Source organism: Mycolicibacterium arenosum (assembly GCF_024320865.1).
Classification (GTDB): domain Bacteria; phylum Actinomycetota; class Actinomycetes; order Mycobacteriales; family Mycobacteriaceae; genus Mycobacterium; species Mycobacterium arenosum.
The window spans coordinates 1-19,462 of record NZ_JANDBD010000005.1; the positions used below are offsets into that span (position 1 = coordinate 1).

At 69.4% G+C, this 19,462-nt stretch carries 17 protein-coding genes and 1 pseudogene; 13 read left to right on the forward strand and 5 right to left on the reverse strand.

The genetic code is table 11. The annotated features are described in order from the left end of the window. From NM203_RS13240 to NM203_RS13250, 3 genes and pseudogenes are all read left to right on the forward strand, one after another. Positions 1 to 123 (forward strand): annotated as a pseudogene (locus NM203_RS13240) (acetyl-CoA C-acyltransferase); the annotation flags it as partial. Positions 124 to 188: 65 nt separating this feature from the next. Next, complete coding sequence (locus NM203_RS13245) at positions 189 to 560, forward strand: DUF3817 domain-containing protein (RefSeq protein WP_255060441.1); 372 nt, start codon at positions 189 to 191, stop codon at positions 558 to 560. Positions 561 to 573: 13 nt separating this feature from the next. Beyond that, complete coding sequence (locus NM203_RS13250) at positions 574 to 1,461, forward strand: tetratricopeptide repeat protein (RefSeq protein WP_255060442.1); 888 nt, start codon at positions 574 to 576, stop codon at positions 1,459 to 1,461. On the opposite strand, the gene glgB is transcribed toward NM203_RS13250, so the two are convergent. Further along, positions 1,458 to 3,668, reverse strand: coding sequence for a 1,4-alpha-glucan branching protein GlgB (gene glgB / locus NM203_RS13255; protein ID WP_255060443.1), 2,211 nt, complete (start codon positions 3,666 to 3,668; stop codon positions 1,458 to 1,460). The two genes, NM203_RS13250 and glgB, sit on opposite strands and share 4 nt — an antisense overlap. 4 nt (positions 3,669 to 3,672) lie before the next feature. After that, the gene (locus tag NM203_RS13260) at positions 3,673 to 5,760 is read right to left on the reverse strand and encodes an alpha-1,4-glucan--maltose-1-phosphate maltosyltransferase (RefSeq protein ID WP_255060837.1); all 2,088 of its coding nucleotides are present in this window, start codon (positions 5,758 to 5,760) and stop codon (positions 3,673 to 3,675) included. 206 nt (positions 5,761 to 5,966) lie between these two features. Between NM203_RS13260 and glgP the strand changes: the two genes are divergently transcribed. From glgP to NM203_RS13275, 3 genes are all read left to right on the forward strand, one after another. Then, positions 5,967 to 8,588, forward strand: coding sequence for an alpha-glucan family phosphorylase (gene glgP / locus NM203_RS13265; RefSeq protein WP_255060444.1), 2,622 nt, complete (start codon positions 5,967 to 5,969; stop codon positions 8,586 to 8,588). Beyond that, positions 8,585 to 9,433 (forward strand): Vgb family protein, encoded by an 849-nt coding sequence (locus NM203_RS13270; protein ID WP_255060445.1) that lies wholly within the window; start codon positions 8,585 to 8,587, stop codon positions 9,431 to 9,433. The genes glgP and NM203_RS13270 overlap by 4 nt, the downstream gene beginning before the upstream one ends. A gap of 81 nt (positions 9,434 to 9,514) precedes the next feature. Beyond that, positions 9,515 to 10,237 (forward strand): MspA family porin, encoded by a 723-nt coding sequence (locus NM203_RS13275; protein ID WP_255060446.1) that lies wholly within the window; start codon positions 9,515 to 9,517, stop codon positions 10,235 to 10,237. Positions 10,238 to 10,240: 3 nt separating this feature from the next. On the opposite strand, the gene NM203_RS13280 is transcribed toward NM203_RS13275, so the two are convergent. The 3 genes from NM203_RS13280 to NM203_RS13290 are packed head-to-tail and all read right to left on the reverse strand — an operon-like array spanning position 10,241 to position 14,978. Next, positions 10,241 to 11,674: a neutral zinc metallopeptidase gene (locus NM203_RS13280; protein ID WP_255060447.1), complete on the reverse strand. Its 1,434-nt coding sequence runs from the start codon at positions 11,672 to 11,674 to the stop codon at positions 10,241 to 10,243. 5 nt (positions 11,675 to 11,679) lie between these two features. Next, entirely contained in the window at positions 11,680 to 13,683 is a 2,004-nt protein-coding gene (locus NM203_RS13285; RefSeq protein WP_255060448.1) for an ATP-dependent DNA helicase, read from the reverse strand. Next, complete coding sequence (locus NM203_RS13290; protein ID WP_255060449.1) at positions 13,680 to 14,978, reverse strand: nicotinate phosphoribosyltransferase; 1,299 nt, start codon at positions 14,976 to 14,978, stop codon at positions 13,680 to 13,682. The genes NM203_RS13285 and NM203_RS13290 overlap by 4 nt, the downstream gene beginning before the upstream one ends. Before the next feature lie 79 nt (positions 14,979 to 15,057). On the opposite strand from NM203_RS13290, the gene clpS reads away from it, so the two are divergent. From clpS to NM203_RS13325, 7 genes are read left to right on the forward strand one after another with little or no spacing between them, the layout of a single operon-like run. Continuing rightward, positions 15,058 to 15,360, forward strand: coding sequence for an ATP-dependent Clp protease adapter ClpS (gene clpS, locus NM203_RS13295; protein WP_255060450.1), 303 nt, complete (start codon positions 15,058 to 15,060; stop codon positions 15,358 to 15,360). Positions 15,361 to 15,365: 5 nt separating this feature from the next. Continuing rightward, positions 15,366 to 15,944 (forward strand): oxidative stress transcriptional regulator AosR, encoded by a 579-nt coding sequence (aosR, locus tag NM203_RS13300; RefSeq protein ID WP_255060451.1) that lies wholly within the window; start codon positions 15,366 to 15,368, stop codon positions 15,942 to 15,944. Beyond that, a complete protein-coding gene (locus tag NM203_RS13305) occupies positions 15,941 to 17,035 on the forward strand; it encodes a P1 family peptidase (protein WP_255060452.1) in 1,095 nt (364 codons plus the stop codon). Before aosR ends, NM203_RS13305 begins: the two co-directional genes overlap by 4 nt. A gap of 15 nt (positions 17,036 to 17,050) precedes the next feature. Further along, positions 17,051 to 17,464, forward strand: coding sequence for a M67 family metallopeptidase (locus NM203_RS13310; RefSeq protein WP_255060453.1), 414 nt, complete (start codon positions 17,051 to 17,053; stop codon positions 17,462 to 17,464). Positions 17,465 to 17,475: 11 nt separating this feature from the next. Next, the gene (locus tag NM203_RS13315) at positions 17,476 to 17,760 is read left to right on the forward strand and encodes a MoaD/ThiS family protein (RefSeq protein ID WP_255060454.1); all 285 of its coding nucleotides are present in this window, start codon (positions 17,476 to 17,478) and stop codon (positions 17,758 to 17,760) included. Further along, a complete protein-coding gene (locus NM203_RS13320) occupies positions 17,757 to 18,728 on the forward strand; it encodes a PLP-dependent cysteine synthase family protein (protein ID WP_255060455.1) in 972 nt (323 codons plus the stop codon). Before NM203_RS13315 ends, NM203_RS13320 begins: the two co-directional genes overlap by 4 nt. After that, the gene (locus tag NM203_RS13325) at positions 18,688 to 19,413 is read left to right on the forward strand and encodes a rhomboid family intramembrane serine protease (protein WP_408633344.1); all 726 of its coding nucleotides are present in this window, start codon (positions 18,688 to 18,690) and stop codon (positions 19,411 to 19,413) included. Before NM203_RS13320 ends, NM203_RS13325 begins: the two co-directional genes overlap by 41 nt. The last annotated feature ends 49 nt before the right edge of the window (positions 19,414 to 19,462 follow it).

Here is a 19,462-nt window from a genome sequence, read left to right on the forward strand (position 1 = left end):
TCGGGTGCGCGGATCACGCTGCACGCGGCGTTGGAGTTGGCGCGCCGGGGCTCGGGCTACGCGGTGGCCGCGCTGTGCGGCGCCGGCGGACAGGGCGACGCCCTCATCCTGCGCAGGCCCTGACCGCTGAGAACGCCCTCAGCATCGTCAACGACGTGACGTAGTAGCTGGCTTCACCGTCGGGCACAATGGCGCTCATGGCAAACAACTACGACGTCCGCAGCGTCGCGGGCTGGTTCCGGCTGATCGCCTTCGCGGAGGCCCTCAGCTGGATCGGACTGCTGGTCGGCATGTACTTCAAGTACGTGGGCACCCCCCAGACCGAGGTCGGCGTGAAGGTCTTCGGTCCCATCCACGGCGGCATCTTCGTCGCCTTCGTCGTGGCCGCCCTGTTGGTCGGCATCGCCCGCAAGTGGGGCGTCGGGACGTGGGCGCTGGCGTTGCTGGGAAGCATCGTGCCGCTCGGCAGTGTGATCTTCATCATCTGGGCCGACCGGACGGGCAGGATCGCGCCGAGTCCCGCTATCGCGGGCGCTCCGTCGGCCGCCCAGCCGACGTGACAAAATCAAGGGCGTGACGCGACCACGCCCCGTCGGCCCTGCGTTGGCAGGCGCCATCGACCTCTCGGCACTCAAGCAGCCCCCGGCTTCGGCAGGCGGCGCCGCGACGGCGGTCGCCGGCGGCGTGGAGGTGACCGAGGTCAACCTCGAAGCCGAGGTGCTGGTCCGCTCGAACGAGATACCGGTCGTCGTCCTGCTGTGGTCGCCGCGCAGCGAGTCCAGCGTCGAACTGGGTGACAGCCTCGCGGCACTGGCCGGTGCGGACGGCGGCAAGTGGGTGCTCGCGACGGTCAACGTCGACACCACGCCGCGGGTAGCGCAGATGTTCGGTGTGCAGGCTGTGCCGACGGTGGTCGCGGTGGCGGGTGGGCAGCCGCTGTCCTCGTTTCAGGGCGGTCAGCCGCCGGAGCAGGTGCGCCGCTGGATCGACTCCCTGCTGAACGCGACGGCGGGCAAGCTCGCCGGCGGTCCCGAGGGTGACGACGAAACCGTCGACCCGGAGTTGGCGCAGGCCCGGGCGCACCTCGACGAGGGCGACTTCGACGCCGCAGTCGCCGCGTATCAGGCCATCCTCGACGCCCAGCCCACGCACGCCGAAGCCAAGGGTGCGATCGCCCAGATCGGATTCCTGCAGCGGGCCACCGCGCAGCCACCGGACGCGGTCGCGCTGGCCGATGCCGCACCCGACGACATCGACGCGGCGCTCGCCGCCGCCGACGTGCAGGTGTTGCAGCAGGACATCGCCGGCGCCTTCGACCGGCTGATCGCGTTGATCAAGCGCACCGCGGGAGACGACCGCACCAGAATCCGGACCCGGCTCATCGAACTGTTCGAGCTGTTCGACCCCGCCGATCCCGCGGTCATCGCTGGCAGGCGCGGCCTCGCCAACGCGCTGTATTAACCGGCTGCCTCCGGCGGGGCCGGCTCGAACCACAGCGCAGCCAACGGCGGCAACACCATCTGCGCCGACGCCGGCCTGCCGTGCCACGGCTCGTCGACGGCCTCAACGGCGCCGAAGTTGCCGATGCCGGAGCCGTTGTAGACATCGGAATCGGTGTTCAACACCTCGCGCCACGTCCCGGCGTGCGGCAGCCCGAGCCGATACCGGCTGTGCTCGGAACCGGAGAAGTTGAAGACGCACGCCAGCATCGAGCCGTCGTCGCCGTAGCGGAGAAAGCTCAACACGTTGTTGGCGGAGTCGTTCGCGTCGATCCAGGAGTAGCCCTCGGAGCTGACGTCCCGCGACCACAGTGCCCGGCGCGACTGGTACACCGCGTTCATGTCGGCGACCATCCGCTTGACGCCGCCGGAGAAGCCGAACTCGTCGAGCTGGAACCAGTCGACGCCTCGCTCCTCCGACCATTCGGCGCGCTGTCCGAACTCCTGGCCCATGAACAGCAGCTGCTTACCCGGATGTGCCCACTGGTAGGCCAGCAGCCCGCGCAGGCCGGCGGCCTTCATGTGGTCGTCGCCCGGCATGCGGCCCCACAGCGTGCCCTTGCCGTGCACGACCTCGTCGTGGCTGATCGGGAGCACGAAGTTCTCGCTGAACGCGTACACCATGGAGAACGTCATCTCGTGGTGGTGGTAGCTGCGGTGGATGGGATCGCGTGAGATGAACGCCAGGGTGTCGTTCATCCAGCCCATGTTCCACTTCATCGAGAAGCCGAGTCCGCCGATGCTGGTCGGCCGCGTCACGCCGGGCCACGACGTCGACTCCTCGGCGACGGTGACGATGCCCGGATGCTGCTTGTGCACCGTGGCGTTCATTTCCTGGAGGAACTGCACGGCCTCCAGGTTCTCCCGGCCGCCGTGGATGTTCGGCGTCCAACCGCCCTCCGGTCGCGAGTAGTCCAGGTACAGCATCGAGGCGACCGCGTCGACACGGAGCCCGTCGATGTGGAACTCCTCCAACCAGTACAGTGCGTTGGCCACCAGGAAGTTGCGCACCTCGGCCCGGCCGAAGTCGAAAACGTATGTTCCCCAGTCGAGTTGCTCGCCACGCCGGGGATCGGAGTGCTCGTACAGCGGGGTGCCGTCGAACCTGCCGAGCGCCCAGGCGTCCTTGGGGAAGTGCGCGGGCACCCAGTCCACGATGACGCCGATGCCCGCCCGGTGCAGCGCGTCGACCAGGTACCGGAAATCGTCGGGCGACCCGAGGCGCGACGTCGGCGCGTAGTACGACGTCACCTGGTAACCCCACGACCCGCCGAACGGATGCTCGGCGACGGGCAGCAGTTCGACGTGGGTGAAACCCTGCTCAACGACGTAATCGGTAAGTTGCGTGGCCAATTCGCGATAGCTCAGGCCCGGCCGCCACGACATCAGGTGCACCTCGTAGGTGCTCATCGGTTCGAATACCGGGTTCTTCTCGGCGCGCTGTGTCATCCAGGCGGCGTCGTTCCAGGTGTAGGTGCTCTCGGTCACCCGCGACGCGCGGGCCGGCGGCACCTCCGCGGCGAAGGCCATCGGGTCGGCCCGCTCGGTCGTCACACCGTCGGCGCCGTGCACGCGGAACTTGTAGAGACCGTCGGTGGGAAAGCCCGGCCAGAACACCTCCCACACGCCGGTGGAACCAAGCGTGCGCAGCGGAGCGTCGTTGCCGCCCCAGTGGTTGAACTCACCGATCAAGCTGACGCCCTTGGCATTCGGCGCCCAGACGGCGAAGGACACGCCATCGACGGGACCGTCCGGTGTGGTGTAGGTACGCGGGTGGGCGCCCAGGACGTCCCACAGCCGCTCGTGGCGGCCCTCGGAGAACAGGTGCAGATCCATCTCGCCGAGCGTGGGCAGGAAGCGGTAGGGATCGGCCGTCGTGACGACGTGGCCGTCGGGATAGCGGATCTCCAGTCGGTAGTCGATCAGCCCGGTGATCGGCAACGCCACCGCGAACATGGCGTCCTCGACGTGGCTGAGCGGGTGCCGCTCGCCGCCGACCAGTGCGGTGACCTCGGACGCGTTGGGCCGCAACACGCGTATCACGGTGTGGTCGGTGTACTCGTGCGCACCGAGAAGCGAGTGCGGGTCGTGATGCTCGCCGGCGAGCAGCCGGCCGAGTTCGGCGGCGTCGGGCCGCAGGTTCTGAGTGCTGACATTCGTGCGGGTCACGAGGTCACTCCCTCCGCAAGAGTTCGGACCGCTTCCCGGCTGGGATCTGCGGCATGTTGAGAATGTGGGCGACCGCTCGCACCGGATCGAGACGGACGTAATTGGTCTGGCCCCACTGGAATTCGTCGCCCGTGATCTCATCGCGAACCCAGAACCGCTCGTACGGTTCGTGTCCGATCGAGGCCATGTCGAGCGACAGCGTGCCCTCTTCGGGTCCGAAGGCGTTCAAGGTCACGACGACCAGCACGCAGTCACCGGTGACCGGATCGAACTTGCTGTAGGCCAGCATCGCGTCGTTGTCGATGGTGTGGAATTTGATGGTGCGCAACTCGCTGAGTGCGGGGTGCCAGCGGCGGATCTCGTTGAGCCGGGTGAGGAACGGTTCGAGCGAGTTCCCGGCGGCCAGGGCCGCATCGAAGTCGCGCGGCCGCAACTCGTACTTCTCCGAGTTGAGGTACTCCTCGCTCCCCGGCTTGACCGCCTCGCCCTCGAAGAGTTCGTAACCCGAGTACACCCCCCACGTCGGGCTCATCGTCGAGGCCATCGCCGCGCGGATGGCGAACATCCCCGGCCCGCCGTGCTGCAGGATCTCGTGCAGGATGTCCGGTGTGTTCGGCCACAGGCTCTGCCGCGAGTAGTCCGCGTGCTCGGCGATGGACTCACCGAACTCCTGCAGTTCCCACTTCGCCGTCCGCCAGGTGAAGTACGTGTACGACTGCGTGTAACCGAGCTTGGCCAGCCCGAACAGTCGGGCGGGGCGGGTGAACGCCTCCGCCAGGAAGAGCACGTCGGGGTCGTCGTTCTTCACCTCGCCGATGAGCCACGCCCAGAAGTTCGGCGGCTTGGTGTGCGGGTTGTCGACGCGGAACACCTTGACGCCGTGGGACACCCAGAACCGGACGACGCGCAGCACCTCGGCGTAGATGCCCGCCGGGTCGTTGTCGAAGTTGATCGGGTAGATGTCCTGGTACTTCTTCGGCGGGTTCTCCGCATAGGCGATGGTGCCGTCGGGCAGCACCGTGAACCACTCCGGATGCGCGGCCGCCCACGGATGATCCGGCGCGCACTGCAGAGCGAGGTCGAGCGCCACCTCCAAGCCCTGGTCACGCGCCGCGGCGACGAAGTCGTCGAAGTCGTCGACGGTGCCCAGCTTGGGGTGCACCGCGTCGTGGCCGCCCTTCTTGCTGCCGATCGCCCACGGCGACCCCACGTCCCCTGGCGCTGCGGTGACGCTGTTGTTCCTGCCCTTGCGGTGCACCTTGCCGATGGGATGAATCGGCGGCAGGTAGACGATGTCGAACCCCATCTTGGCGATGCGGGGCAGCGCCTTGCTGGCGGTGGCGAACGTGCCGTGCACGGGATTGCCGTCACCGTCCCAGCCACCCGTCGACCGCGGGAACATCTCGTACCACGCGGAGAACCGAGCCAGCGGGCGATCGACCCAGACCCCGTACTGCTCACCGCGCGTGACCAATTCGCGCAGCGGATACTGCTCCAGCAGGCGATCGACGTCCTCGGACAGTGCCGCTCCGGCGCGCCGGAACGGATCGCCGGGCTCGCGCAGCCGGCTCGCCGCGTCGATGAGGGGAAAACGGTCCTGCCGGGGCACTCCGGTGGCGGCCCGTTCGAGCAGTGTCGCGCCGACGATCAGATCGTTGTCGAGTTCGGATTCGCTCTGGCCGGCCTCCAACTTCGCGGTGACGTTCTTGCGCCACGTCGCGAGCGGATCGCTCCACCCGTCGATCCGATAGGTCCACAGCCCGACGGCGTCGGGAGCGAACTGACCGTGGAAGACGTCCGGCTCCCGGCCGAGCGCCATGGCCGACAGCTGAGGCCGTTTCCTCGTCGAGCTGACGACCTCCTCGATCGGCACCGCTTCGGCCCGAGAGCTCTGCAGCCCGGCGGGCGCTGCGGCCAGCGCAGGGTAGGCGGTGCCGTGATATCGCACCACCAACGTCGCCGCGACGGCGTCATGGCCTTCGCGCCACACCGTCGCGCTGACGGGAACCACCTCGCCGACCACGGCCTTGGCGGGATAACGACCACCTGAGACCACGGGTGCGACGTCATCGATCTCGATACGACCGGCCACCACCGACAAACTCCTTACGCTGGCACAGCCACATTCGGCTGCGCGGTGTAGTTCCTTTGTTTCAAGCCTCGTCGCGCCTATACCCACCGTAGTGCCGGGCTCAACATCGCGAGCGAGAAGCGCAACGGATCGCGCATCAAGATCGAGCAATCACGCGAACCGTCGAGGCGCAGCGAACGCGCCAATCATGAGTAGGGTGAGCGCACGTGAAGGCACTCCGCAGATTCACCGTCCGCGCCCACCTTCCCGAGCGGCTGATCGCACTGGAGCGGCTCTCGACGAACCTGCGCTGGTCGTGGGACAAACCCACGCAAGACCTTTTTGCCACAATCGATCCGGAGTTGTGGGAGCAGGTCGGACCCGACCCCGTGGCGTTGCTCGGAGCCGTGAGCCCCAGGCGTCTCGACGAGCTCGCGGGCGATCACGGGTTCGGCGAGCGGCTCGATCGCCTGGCGAGCGAGCTGGACGACTACCTCAGCAGGCCGATGTGGTACCAGCAGCAGGTCGCCGAGGGGGTCGCGCTGCCCACGGGTATCGCCTACTTCTCGATGGAGTTCGGCGTCGCCGAGGTGCTGCCCAACTACTCGGGCGGCCTTGGCATCCTCGCGGGTGACCACCTCAAGTCCGCGTCCGACCTGGGACTGCCGCTCATCGCCGTCGGCCTCTGGTACCGATCCGGATACTTCCGGCAGTCGCTGACCGCCGACGGCTGGCAGCACGAGAACTATCCCGCGCTCGACCCGCAGGGGTTGCCGCTGCGACTGCTCACCGACGCGGCGGGTGCGCCGGTGCTGGTGTCGCTGGCGATGCCCGACTCCGCCGAGCTGAACGCCAGGGTGTGGATCGCCCAGGTCGGTCGAATTCCCTTGCTGCTCTTGGATTCCGACATTCCCGAGACCCAACACGAGCTGCGCGGCGTCACCGACCGGCTGTACGGCGGCGACCAGGAGCACCGCATCAAGCAGGAGATCCTGGCCGGCATCGGCGGCGTGCGGGCCATCCGCGCGTTCACGGCGGCCGAATCGCTGCCGGAGCCGCAGGTCTTCCACATGAACGAGGGGCACGCCGGTTTCCTCGGTGCCGAGCGCATCCGCGAACTCGTCACCGACGGCGGCCTGGACTTCGACACCGCACTGGCCGTAGTGCGGTCCAGCACCGTGTTCACCACCCACACGCCCGTTCCCGCGGGTATCGACCGCTTCCCGCTGGCGATGGTGGACCGGTACTTCGGGGGCGCTTCCGATGAGCGCTCGCGCGAAGAGCATGTTCCAGCGGAGGGCCGTCTGCTACCCGGCGTGCCGCTGGACCGCGTGCTGGCGTTCGGCGACGAGGACGACCCGACGAAGTTCAACATGGCCCACATGGGCCTGCGCCTGGCGCAGCGGGCGAACGGCGTGTCACTGCTGCACGGCGAGGTGAGCCGCGGCATGTTCAACGAGTTGTGGCCGGGCTTCGATCAGGACGAGGTGCCGATCGGGTCGATCACCAACGGCGTCCACGCGCCGACGTGGGCGGCGCCGCAGTGGGTGGAGCTGGCGCACGAACTGGTCGGCGACGATCTGGGCGCGCTGAGCGAGGCCGAGACGTGGCAGCGCCTGCACCAGGTCGACCCCGGTCACCTGTGGTGGATCCGGTCGCAGCTGCGTGCGCTCCTCATCGACGACGTCCGCGCCCGCCTGCGCAGGTCGTGGCTGGAGCGTGGGGCATCCGAGGCCGAACTGGGCTGGATCGCAACGGCTTTCGATCCGGGCGTGCTCACGATCGGGTTCGCGCGCAGGGTGCCGACCTACAAGCGGCTGACCCTGATGCTGCGCGATCCCGACCGTCTCGAGCAGTTGCTGCTCGACGAGGAACGGCCGGTGCAGCTGATCGTCGCAGGCAAGTCGCATCCGGCCGACGACGGTGGCAAGGCACTGATCCAGCAGGTGGTGCGGTTCGCCGATCGGCCCGAGGTGCGACACCGCATCGCGTTCCTGCCGGACTACGACATGTCGATGGCGCGGCTGCTGTACTGGGGCTGCGACGTGTGGCTGAACAATCCGCTGCGGCCGCTGGAGGCGTGCGGCACGTCGGGGATGAAGAGCGCGCTGAACGGCGGGCTCAACCTCTCCATCCGAGACGGGTGGTGGGACGAGTGGTACGACGGCGAGAACGGGTGGGAGATCCCGACCGCCGACGGAGTGGCCGACGAATCCAGGCGCGACGACCTGGAGGCCGCCGCTCTCTACGACCTGGTGGCCAAGTCGGTGGCGCCCAAGTTCTACGAACGCGACGAGCACGGCGTCCCGCAACGCTGGGTCGAGATGGTGCGGCACACGTTGCAGGCGCTCGGTCCGAAGGTGCTGGCGTCGCGCATGGTGCGCGACTACACCGAGAAGTATTACGCGCCCGCGGCGCAGTCGCTGCACCGCACGATCGAGCCGGTCGACGGTGTGCCCTTCGGCGCGGCGCGTCAGCTCGCGGCGTACAGCGAACGCGCTCGCAACGCATGGCCGAACATCCTGATCACCGACGTCGACAGCTACGGGCTTCCGGACACCCCGCTGCTGGGCTCGAAGCTGACGTTGACCGCGACGGTGCACCTGGCCGGGCTACGGCCCGACGAGGTGGTCGTACAAGCCGTCGTCGGGCGGGTCGACGCCGCCGACTCGCTGGTCGACCCGACCGAGGTCGAGATGACGCACACCGGATCGGTGGACGGCAGGCACGCGTTCTCGACCACCACGCCGCTGCCGGTGGCGGGTCCGGTCGGCTACACCGTGCGCGTGCTGCCGCACCACCCGCTGCTGGCCGCCGACACCGAGCTCGGGCTGGTGGCGCTGGCGTGAGCGGCGTTCTCGACATCCCGGTCGACGGCGGGCCGTACGCGTTGGCGGCCGGACCCGACGGCGCCATGTGGGTGACGCTGGTACACGCCGGTGCCGTCGCGCGGATCCGGCCCCCCGGCGTCGTCGACCGCTACGAGGTCGGCGACGGGAGCAAGCCCGAGATCATCACGGCCGGGCCCGACGGCGCCCTGTGGTTCACTCGCAACGGCGACGACCGGATCGGGCGCATCACCACCTCGGGAGTGCAGAGCTCGATCGAGTTGTCCAGCGGTAGTGCCCCTTTCGGGCTGTGTATCGGGCCCGACCTTGCGCTGTGGTTCACCGCCATGACGTCCGGCGTCGTCGGTCGCCTCGACCCGGCGACCGGCGCCGTCGACGAGCATCCGGTCGGCGGCGGGCCTGCAATGATCACCGCGGGTCCCGATGGAGCGCTGTGGTTCACGATGAACGCGAGAAGCGCGATCGGCAGGCTCACCCCCGCGGGTGCGCTCACCGTGCGCGAGTTGGTCAGCCGCGGTGCGGGCCCGGTCGGCATCACCGCCACCCACGACGACGCCGTCTGGTTCACCGCGATCCTCGCCGACAGGATCGGCCGCATCCCGATGAACGAGGCGATTCAGGAGATGGACCTGCCGGGGAAACCGCACGCGGTCGTCGCCGATCCGTCCGGCGGCGTGTGGGTCAGCCTCTGGGGTGCGGACCAGATCGCCAGGGTGAGCGCCGACGGCGAGATCACGACCGTCGACCTGCCGCCCGGCAGCGAACCGCACGGGATGGCGGTCGCCCCGGACGGCGCGCTCTGGGTGGCGCTGGAAGCCGGTTATGTTCTGCGTCTGCCGATCTGAGAACTGTTCGACGCCGTTTCGCAATCTGGGCGGTGGGAGTGTCGGCACCGGGTCGATCGAGTGCCGCGTTATTTTTCGCGAATGCCGTCACGCTGCGTCGCCGTGCTGGCCGTGTGCGTCGTGGCCGGTGTCATGACTGCGCCGGCGGGTCGGGCGGAACCACATCTCGTGCAGGAGCCCCCGGTGGTCCCGGCCGCGGACGCTCCGCCGCCGCCCGACGACGGCCGCGTGATGTCGCCACCACCGCAGATGGTCGACACGCCGGACGGCTGGACGCTGACGCTGGCCGCCCGCGACGAGACCCAGCGGGCGAACGCCCCGCTGACGACTGCGCTGTCGTCGCGCGAGTACGTCGTCGGCGGCATCTTCGACGGCACCGTGCGGGGCCCCGACTACTCCGACGAACCGAACGGCACGATCGAGGTCGGCTACCAGATCGGCTGCGGCGTCGACATGAGCACGTCGAACGGCGTGACGCTGACGGGGACCGCGGGCGTATCGCCGTCGCTGGGCTTCGCCGGCGTGGACATCCCGTCACCGCTCCCGGAGGGCTTCGTCCCGGTCGTCACCACACCCGTCACCGGCGGCATCGCGATCGGTCTGAAACCCGGCATCATCAACATCGTCCCCGTCACGAAGAAGGACTTCCGCGGCTGGGATCCGTGGGTGATGATCAGCAACTTCCACGTCAAGATCGACGGTTGCGTCGGTCAGTCGTTCATCCGGTCGTATGCGTTCCTGACCCGTTCGACCCCGGTGTCCGACGCCATCGTCGCCTGGTACGGCGAGACCAAGGTCGTCTAGCGGTCACGCGAACCGGGAAAAGCAGCGGTCCTCGTCGCCGAGCACCCCGATGCGGAACGCGTCGATGCGCGAGAAGCCCGACGGCACCGTGGCCCCGTTGACGTCGCTGGCGGCGAAGCCGTTCGTCAGCAGCCCGGACACCGCCTCGTCGAGGTCGCCCGCCGTGATGACGATGGAGTTGCCGTCCGGCGTCGTCACCGGCGACGCCATCTTCGCCGTCGCGACACCGGTGAGACACGCGGTGCGCAGCGCGGCCTGCGCGGTGTCCAGCGTGACACCGCGCTCGCGTTGCAGCGCCAGCGCGTAGCGCGATACGACAACCGAGTACGCCGAGTTGTCCCCCGTGGCGAGGTCGCCCTCCTCGGACGGTGTGCTCAACTCCTGCAGCGCGGCCAGATCGACGGCGACGGTGTTGTCGGCGGGGCAGTAGACCGCGGGGTCGCGACTCTTCGAATCCCGGCAGTCCGTGCCGCCGGTGGCGAAGGAGAGCTCCGGTGGATCCGCGGGCTCGAACAACACCTCCATCGCGTCGGCGAACCCGCGGATCGAACCCTCGTCGATCGCCAGTTCGCCGGACTCGTCCGCGGGCAGCAGCACGGGCAGATCGCCCCGGCGCTGCTCGACCTCCGCCTCGTCGATCGCCGCGCACGCCGGTGCGCCGTCGGTGAACCCGAACTGGAACGCCGACACCCGCTCGAACGCCGAACCGTGCTCGTCGTCTCCGACGGCGAAGTCGCCCTCGTTCATCAGCGGGTCGCGGAACGCGATCATGGCCGACAGCACGCTGTTGAGCCCGTCGCCCGTGCTGAGCGTGAAACGCGGCGATCTCCCCTCGGCCACCCAGCGCATGTAGGCACCCGCCAGGCAGTCCGCCTGCTGCTCGGATACCAGGGTGGGGGTGTCGTCGGCGGCGATTCCCGCCTGATCGGCGACGGCGTGGCCGTACTCGTGTGCGAGCACCATCGTCACGCCCATGTCGCCGTTGGCCTCGCGCAGCGACGGCATCAGCACGCCGCGGTCCCAGCCGATGGTGTTCTCGCTGCCGCAGTATCCGGCGTTGACGACGCCGACGGTGTCGCCACCGCAGAACGCGGTGTTCACGCCGTCGGAGTCCCACGACAGGACCCCGGCGACCGGAGTGAACTCGCCGTCGAACGTCTCGCCGTACGCGGTGTCCCAGAACTCCTCGATATCGCTGATCGCGGTCCGGCCGAATTCGTCGGTCTCACCGCCGTCGGTGCCGAGCACGACGCGGACCGGCCCGGAGGCGTCGGGGCGCAACCCGGTGTCACCGTCGACGGCGGGCATCCCGGCGACTCGGTAGGGATCGGCGAAGATCGAGACCGGCGTGCCCTGCACGGTCGTGGCGCACCCCGCGATGAGCGCAACGGCGCTCGCGAGGACGACACGGCCGAGGAGTCCGCTCGCGTCGCGCACGTCTTTCAGGATAGAGAATCGCGGGCGGCGCTGAGCCGTTCGAGCGCCCCTCGCACCCTGGCCGAGTCGGTCGTCGCCCAGAACGGCGGCAACGACGCGCGCAGATAGCCGCCGTACCGAGCCGTCGCCATCCGCGAGTCGAGCACGGCGACGACGCCGCGGTCCTCGACGCTGCGCAGCAGCCGGCCTGCGCCCTGCGCCAGCAGCAGCGCGGCGTGGCTGGCGGCAACCGCCATGAACCCGTTGCCGCCGCGCGCGGCGATCGCCCGCTGGCGGGCCGTGACCAGCGGATCGTCAGGGCGGGGGAACGGGATGCGGTCGATGATCACCAGCGTCAGCGAGGCACCGGGCACGTCGACGCCCTGCCACAGCGACAGCGTCCCGAACAGTGACGTGGCCTCGTCCTCGGCGAAGCGCCGCACCAGCGCCGAGGTGGTGTCCTCGCCCTGGCACAGCACGGGGGTGTCGAGCCGGTCGCGCATCAGTTCGGCGGTCGTCTTGGCCGCGCGCATCGACGAGAACAGGCCGAGGGTGCGGCCGCCCGCGGCGGTGATCAGCCCCTCGATCTCGTCGAGTTGCTCGGCCGACCCGGCACTGTCACGGCCGGGCGGCGGGAGGTGCGCGGCGACGTAGAGGATGCCCGATGTCCGGTGAGCGAACGGCGATCCGACGTCGAGGCCGCGCCACATGGCGTCGTTGTCGCCTCCGAACACCAGGCCCCAGTCCCGTGCCATCGCGTCGAACGTGCCGCCGACCGTCAGCGTCGCCGACGTCAGCACCACGGTCGAGTTCTCGAACAGCCTGCCGCGCAACAGACTCGACACCGACAGCGGTGCCACCCGCAGGATCGCTCGTTTCGCCCCCCGCACCTCGTCGTGATCAAGCCACACCACGTCAGTCCGGTCGGGGATGGCCGGGCCGAACGACGTCAGCACCCTGCTGGCGATGTCGCTGACCTCCAACAAAGCGGTGACGGCCTCGGTTCGCGCCGACGCGGCCTTCGGGTCCGACGGCGAGGTGTCGATGGACGTCCGCACCCGGTCCGCGGCGTCGCGAATCGCGGTCAGATACGTGGCCAGTTCGTCGTCGAGGGTGTCGATGCGGCCCGGCTCGGCCTCGTAGATCACCGACGTGAAGTTCGCGATCGCGGCCTCGAGCCGTTGCGCCACTTCGGGTTCCACCAGCCGTGATGCGCGCCGTAGCGCCACCCCGAGCGACGTCGCGGAGAGTTCGCCGGTGGCGACGCTGGTCACCCGGTCGACGAGTTCGTGCGCCTCGTCGACGATCAGCAGGTCGTGTTCGGGCAGCACGTTGACGTCGGAGATCGCGTCGATGGCCAGCAGCGCGTGATTGGTGACCACGATGTCGGAACTGCCCGCCTTGTCGCGGGCCTTCTCGGCGAAGCAGTCGGCGCCGTAGGTGCAGCGCGACGCGCCGATGCACTCGCGCGCGGACACGCTGACCTGCCCCCACGATCGGTCCGGCACGCCGGGCGTCAACTCGTCACGGTCGCCGGTCTCGGTGTCGGACGCCCACTCGGTCAGCCGCTTCACGTCGCGGCCGAGCGTCGTCGTGGCGACGGCGTCGAACAGCTCCTCCTGCGGGGCATCCGGTTCGCTCATCGTGCCGTTGTGGATCTTGTTGAGGCACAGGTAGTTTCCCCTGCCCTTCAGCAGCGCGAACGCGGGTCGTCTCGGCAGCGCGGGGGTCAGCGCATCGGCGAGCCGCGGCAGGTCGCGGTCCACCAACTGCCGCTGCAGCGCGATGGTGGCGGTCGACACGACGACGGGCCGGTTGGTTTGCAGGGCGCGGGCCATCGCGGGGACCAGGTAGGCGAGCGACTTGCCGGTGCCGGTGCCCGCCTGCACGGCCAGGTGCTCGCCGGCGTCGAAGGCGTGCTCGACGGCCGTCGCCATCTCCACCTGGCCGGCACGCTCCGCGCCACCGAGTGCGGCGACGGCGGTGGCGAGCAGGGTGGTGACGGAGGTGCCGTCGGCGGTCGGGGTCAAGGCGCGACGGAGACCATGCGCGTGGGGATCGCGGGTTCGCCGCGGGAGAGTTTGAGCCCGTCCCACGGCAGGCTCGTCAATCCGTCGGCGACGCGCCGACGCGCGGCCGCCAGGTCGAAATCCGCGACGACGTCGCCGGCGCGCACGATCGCGACCGCCACGGACTGACCCACCAGGCCGTCGGGCACCGGGGGAGGCGAGTCGGCGGGATGGACGACCTCTTCGACGATCGTCCCGGTCGGTTTCGCCAGGCGCAGCGTCCGCTTGCTCCCGCCGTGGGATTCCTTGTGGCTGCTGCGCTTGGCGACGGGGATGCCGTCGACCTCGACCAGTTTGTAGACCATGCCCGCGGTGGGGGCGCCGGAGCCGGTGACCACCGACGTGCCGACCCCGTAGCTGTCGACGGGATAGCCGCGCAGTTCGGCGATCGCGTACTCGTCGAGGTCGCTCGAGACGACGATCCTGGTTCCCGTTGCGCCAAGGCCGTCGAGTTGGTCGCGCACCTGGCGGACCAGCACGCCCAGATCGCCCGAGTCGATGCGCACCGCACCGAGTTCGGGTCCGGCGGCGGCGACCGCGTTGGCGACCCCCGCGGTGATGTCGTAGGTGTCGACGAGCAGCGTCGTTCCCACGCCAAGGGCGTCGACCTGTGCGCGGAACGCAGCGAGTTCGTCGGGTCCGTCCGCGGTGGTGTGCAGCAGCGTGAAGGCGTGCGCGCTGGTGCCGAGCGCGGGTACGCCGTAGCGGCGCTGTGCTTCGAGGTTCGACGTGCCCGCGAAACCGGTGAGGTAGGCGGCCCTGGCCGCGGCGACGGCGGCCTCCTCGTGGGCGCGCCGCGACCCCATTTCGATGAGCTGCCTGCCCTGCGCCGCGCTCACCATGCGCGCCGCCGCCGACGCGATCGCCGAGTCGTGGTTGAAGACGGACAGCGCCAACGTCTCGAGGATGACGCACTCGGCGAACGTGCCGCACACCGAGAGCACCGGTGAGCCGGGGAAGTAGAGCGAGCCCTCGGGATAACCGTCGATGTCACCGCTGAACCGGTAGTCCGCCAGGTACTCGCGGGTCGCGGGGTCCAGGAAGTCGAGGGTGGCCAGCGTCTCCTCGTCGAAGGTGAACCGCTGCAACGCCTCAACGAACCGCTCGGTGCCCGCCACCACGCCGTACCGGCGGCCGTCGGGGAGGCGCCGTGCGAACACCTCGAACGCGGTCCGCCGGTGCGCGGTGCCGTCCCGCAGCGCCGCGGCCAGCATGGTGAGTTCGTACTTGTCGGTGAACAGCGCCGTTGTCGTCATGTCCGCTCACCCCGTCCGCAGGTCACCTCGCAACCGTAGCCGTTCGCGGTGACGCGCCTGCCCCGACTATCCTGGCCCCATGGTGACGCCAGCGCGTGCCCGTCCGGGGACCCGCGAGGAACGCGATGTCCACACCAAGGACGCCACCGACAGCCCGTGGGTGACCATCGTCTGGGACGACCCCGTCAACCTGATGTCCTACGTGACGTACGTGTTCCAGAAACTGTTCGGCTACAGCGAACCGGAGGCCACCAAACTCATGCTCCAGGTGCACCACAAGGGCAAGGCCGTGGTGTCCTCGGGCAGTCGCGAGTCGATGGAGGTCGACGTGACCAAGTGCCACTCCGCAGGGCTGTGGGCCACGATGCAGCAGGACCGCTGAGGCCCGTGCGCAAGTGGAAACGGGTCGAGGCCGCTGACGGTGCGCGCTTCCGGTCGGCGCTCGCGGCGCACGAGTCGGAGCTGCTGCGCAGCCTGGTGACGTCGATGGTCGAGATGCTCGACGAGCGCGAAACATCCTCGCCGACAGATGAACTCGAAGTGCTCACCGGCATGAAGACCGGCCACTCGACGGCGCCCGAGGACGACACCATGAAGCGGCTGCTGCCCGACTTCTATCGCAACCAGTCGGAACATCCCGCGGGGTCGGGCACTGCCGAGAGCCTCAACTCCGCGCTCCGGAGCTTGCACGAGCCGGCGATCATCGACGCCAAACGGGAAGCGGCGCAACGGATGTTGGACACCCTGCCGGCCGCCGGCGGCAAGTTCGAGCTGACCGAGGCGGACGCGGAGTGCTGGGCGTCGGCGGTGAACGACGTGCGATTGGCGCTGGGCACGATGCTCGAGATCGGGCCGGGCACACCGGACCGGCTGCCCGAGGGCCACCCGATGGCGGGGCACCTCGACGTGTACCAGTGGCTGACGGTGCTGCAGGAGTACCTGGTGCTCGCACTGGTCGCAAAATGAGCGATTCCGGCGCGGAAACCGGCGCTGCTGACCGGTTAGCGCGGCGAAATCGCCACGGCAGCATCACCGACGTGTCCGGCGTTCAGGTCGGGCACCACCACCGCCTCGACGTCGACGCCACGCTGGGGATCGGTTGGGCGTGCGGCACGACCGTCGTCCTCCCGCCGCCGGGCACCACGGGAGCGGTCGACGTTCGCGGCGGCGCTCCCGGTAGCCGCGAAACCGACCTGCTCGACCCGGCGAACACCGTGCGGTACGTCGACGCGGTGGTGCTCACCGGCGGTAGCGCCTACGGCCTCGCGGCCGCCGACGGCGTCATGCACGTCCTCGAGGAGCGCGACCGCGGAGTGGTCATGGACGGCGGCGTGGTGCCGATCGTGCCCGCCGCGGTGATCTTCGACCTGCCCGTCGGCGGCTGGCAGTGCCGCCCGACCGCCGAGTTCGGTCGCCGGGCCGCGGAGGCGGCGGGCACCGACGTGGCGATCGGCACGGTCGGCGCGGGCGTCGGCGCGCGAGCGGGCGTGTTGAAGGGCGGCCTGGGCACCGCGTCGATCCGGCTCGACGACATCGGCGTCACGGTCGGCGCGGTCGTCGCGGTGAACTCGGCGGGCAACGTCGTCGATCCGGCGACCGGGCTGCCGTGGCAGGCCGATGACGTCGTCGAATTCGGGCTGATCCCGCCGCCCGCGGACCAGATCGCCGCTTTCGCCGCACGGGACGCCGAGCTGTCGCCGCTGAACACCACGATCGCCGTCGTCGCCACCGACGCCGCACTGAGCAAGGCGGCCTGCAAGAGGATCGCCGTCGCCGCTCAGGACGGCTTGGCGCGTACCATCCGGCCCGCGCACACGCCGCTCGACGGGGACACCGTCTTCGCGCTCGCGACCGGCGCCGTCGAGGTGGAGCCGACCAGTTGGACGGGGGCGGCCACCCCGGCCGCCATGTCGCCCGAGACCAAGCTGACGACGGCGATCGGCATCGCGGCCGCCGACTGTCTGGCCCGCGCCGTGCTCGTCGGGGTGCTCGCCGCCGAAGCGGTCGCCGGAATACCGACCTACCGTGACATGTTGCCCGGAGCATTCCATGGCTGAAAGGAAGACCGAGCAGTGCTGACGATCCGCGCCGACCTCGTCGACGCCATGGTGGCGCACGCGCGCGCCGACCACCCCGACGAGGCCTGCGGCATCATCGCGGGCCCGGAGGGGTCCGACCGCCCCGAGCGCTTCGTGCAGATGCTGAACGCCGAGCGGTCGCCGACGTTCTACCGGTTCGACTCCGGCGAGCAGCTGAAGGTGTGGCGCGCGATGGACGACGCCGACGAAGTGCCCGTCGTCATCTACCACTCGCACACCGCGACCGAGCCGTACCCCAGCCGCACCGACATCTCGTTCGCATCGGAGCCGGACGCGCACTACGTCCTCGTCGGCACCCGCGACCCCGATCAGCACGAACTCCGCAGCTACCGCATCCTCGACGGCGTCGTCACCGAGGAACCCGTCACCATCGTCGACCAGTACTAGAGAGGCCAGCCATGACAGTCACCGTGTCCATCCCCACGATCCTGCGCACCCACACCGGCGGCGAGAAGCGCGTCAGCGCATCCGGCGACACGCTGGCCGCGGTGATCAGCGACCTCGAGGCCAACTACTCGGGGATCACCGAGCGCATCGTCGACGGGGAGAAGCTGCACCGCTTCGTCAACATCTACGTCAACGACGAGGACGTGCGGTTCTCCGGCGGGCTCGAGACCGCGATCGCCGACGGCGACTCGGTGACGATCCTGCCCGCCGTGGCAGGTGGGTCAGAGGGCGTATGACGCGGTACGACTCGCTGCTGCACGCGCTCGGGAACACCCCGCTGGTCGGGTTGCAGCGGCTGTCGCCGCGGTGGGACGACAACGACGACGGGCCGCACGTCCGGCTGTGGGCCAAGCTCGAGGACCGCAACCCGACCGGGTCCATCAAGGACCGGCCGGCGCTGCGGATGATCGAGCAGGCCGAGCGAGACGGCTTGATCACGCCCGGCGACACGCTGCTGGAGCCGACGAGCGGCAACACCGGGATCTCGCTGGCGATGGCGGCGTTGCTGAAGGGCTACCGGCTGATCTGCGTCATGCCGGAGAACACGTCGATCGAACGACGGCAGCTGCTCGAGTTGTACGGCGCGAAGATCATCTACTCGCCCGCGGAGGGTGGGTCGAACACGGCGGTCGCGACGGCCAAGCAGCTGGCGGAGGAGCACCCCGACTGGGTGATGCTCTACCAGTACGGCAACCCAGCCAACGCCGCCGCCCACTACGAGACCACCGGGCCGGAGATCCTGGCCGACCTGCCGGAGATCACGCACTTCGTTGCGGGGCTCGGCACCACCGGCACGCTGATGGGCACCGGGCGCTTCCTGCGCGAGCACGTACCGGACGTCCAGATCGTCGCGGCCGAGCCGCGCTACGGCGAGGGCGTCTACGCGCTGCGCAACATCGACGAGGGCTTCGTGCCCGAGCTCTACGACCCCGAGGTGCTGACCACCCGCTACTCGGTCGGCGCCTACGAGGCCATCAAGCGCACCCGCGAGATCGTCGAGGTCGAGGGCATCTTCGCGGGCATCTCGACGGGCGCGATCCTGCACGCGGCACTGGGGATGGGCGCCAAGGCCGTCAAGGCGGGCGAACGCGCCGACATCGCGTTCACCGTCTGCGACGCCGGGTGGAAGTACCTGTCGACCGGCGCGTACGCCGGTAGCCTGGATGACGCCGAGGACGCGCTGGAAGGGCAGCTATGGGCATGAGCGAGAAGCAGCGGTGACGACGCCCGGTCTGACGTCGCCCACGGAGAAGAAACGCCCCACGTGGATGGTCGGCGGGGTGACGATCCTGACGTTCGTCGCGCTGCTCTACGTCATCGAGGCCGTCGACGTGGTGTTGAACCACCGACTCGATCAGGACGGCATCCGGCCGCTGCAGACCGACGGGCTCTGGGGCATCCTCTGGGCGCCGCTGCTGCACGGCGGGTGGCCGCATCTCATCGCCAACACCGTGCCCGCCCTGGTACTCGGGTTCCTGATGACGCTCGCCGGGATGTCGCGGTTCGTCATCGCCACCGCCATCATCTGGGTTCTGGGCGGGCTCGGCACCTGGCTGATCGGCAACATCGGAGCGCACTGCCCGTACCTCGGCGTCACGTGCACGACCAATCACATCGGGGCGTCGGGTCTCATCTTCGGCTGGCTGGCGTTCCTCATCGTGTTCGGATTCTTCAGCCGCAAGGTGTGGGAGATCGTCGTCGGCGTGGTCGTGTTGTTCGTCTACGGCGGCGTGCTGCTCGGTGTGGTCCCGGGGACGCCGGGGGTGTCGTGGCAGGGCCATCTGTGCGGCGCGGTCGCAGGCGTCTTCGCCGCGTACGTGGTGTCCGGACCCGAGCGCAAGGCGAGAGCGCTACGCAAGACGGGTGGACCGGCGCCGTTCCCCGCGTGAGAGTCCCCGCGAGCATTTGCTGAAATCGCAGGGCGGCGGTGAGGCGCCC